General features: G+C 58.3%; 2 protein-coding genes. Both read left to right on the top strand.

Going from position 1 to position 1,229, the window contains the following annotated elements; translation table 11 throughout:
* Nucleotides 1-153: 153 nt before the first annotated feature.
* The gene (locus tag ACR0E6_RS21325; protein WP_170373740.1) at nucleotides 154-762 is read left to right on the top strand and encodes a LysE family translocator; all 609 of its coding nucleotides are present in this window, start codon (nucleotides 154-156) and stop codon (nucleotides 760-762) included.
* A partial coding sequence (locus ACR0E6_RS21320) for a GNAT family N-acetyltransferase (protein WP_480587062.1) occupies nucleotides 759-1,229 on the top strand: 471 nt, incomplete at its 3' end. The genes ACR0E6_RS21325 and ACR0E6_RS21320, both read left to right, overlap by 4 nt.

Genomic DNA, 1,229 nt, shown 5'->3' with positions numbered 1-1,229 from the left:
GGACTGAAAAACCGCACCTTCATTTCGGTCCTGCCAGTGCCGGAGGCCGCAGAGTAAGCCGAAACCCAGAAGGTTTAATAAAAAATTCATGGGGGACCGGCAGAAAATGCCGGTCCCTTTTTCGTTTTAACGCAGTCGTGATCCAGAACAGCAATGCCCGTCGCAACCACCAGCTTTCTTATCTTTGCCGCCTCACAGGTCGGCACGCCGGGACCGGCCAACATGGTCCTGATGGGAACAGGTGCGCGTTATGGCTTTCGCGCCGCGTTGCCTTTTGTGGCCGGGGTCGTGTTGGGCAAGCAGCTGATCATCTGGCCCGTAGGCTTTGGCCTGATGCAGGTTGCCGATCAGGCTCCACTGGCGTTTGAGGTGCTGAAATACGCTTCTGCCGCCTATATTTGCTGGCTGGCCTGGAAGATCGCCAATCTAAGGCTGTCTCGTGCAGCGGCGGAAGGGAACGCGCCGGGCTTTTTGTCTGGGCTCATCGTGCATCCGCTGAACCCCAAGGCCTGGGCGATGATCATTGCAGGTTTCACGGGGTTTGTTGCGGCGGGGACGTCCAGTTTTGAGGCGACGCTCACGATCGCTCTTTGTTTGTTGTTCTGCCAGATCGTTTTGCACCCGATCTGGACATTTGCAGGAGACCGGATCGCCCATGTGGTTGAAGGTCGGCCTGCGGAAAAATATCTGATGTGGACGCTCGCCAGTCTGACTGTTGCGTCCGTACTTTTTGTGTTGTTCGGAGGAGGAACGCACTCATGAAACTTGAAGCAATCATAAATCAGCCGGTCATCGAAACCGAGCGGTTCGACCTGCGCCCTCTGCGTCGGTCGGATATGGGGCTTATCGAACACTATGCAGGCGATGAGCGTGTGGCGAGGATGACCACGTCGATCCCACACCCGCTGCCGCCGGGCTCGATCGAGGCCTTTGTGACCCGCTCGATGGCGGAAGACCGGGATGAGGACGTCTGGGCGATGGACGCCACCAAAGACGGCGGGCCCGAGCTGATCGGCCTGATCTCTTTGCAGCGGCTCGATCGCAACCAGTCCGAGGTTGGCTATTGGGTTGCGCCTGTCTATTGGAACACGGGCATTGCCTCGATGGCTGTTGAGGCCCTGGTCGGTGCCAATCCGCTTGAGAACGCCAATATGTTCGCCAGCGTGTTTCAGGACAACCCGGCCTCGGCGCGGGTGCTGACCCAAATACTGGAACCCGCAATGGGTCAG

It is taken from the genome of Ruegeria sp. AP12 (genome assembly GCF_056540025.1).
The sequence above is the reverse complement of the archived record's forward strand: the minus strand, read 5'-3'. Positions and strand labels throughout refer to the sequence as shown.

Bases quoted from the DNA above. Each gene is read 5' to 3' on its own strand.
- ACR0E6_RS21325 (WP_170373740.1), top strand. From the start codon at position 154: ATGCCCGTCGCAACCACCAGCTTTCTTATCTTTGCCGCCTCACAGGTC.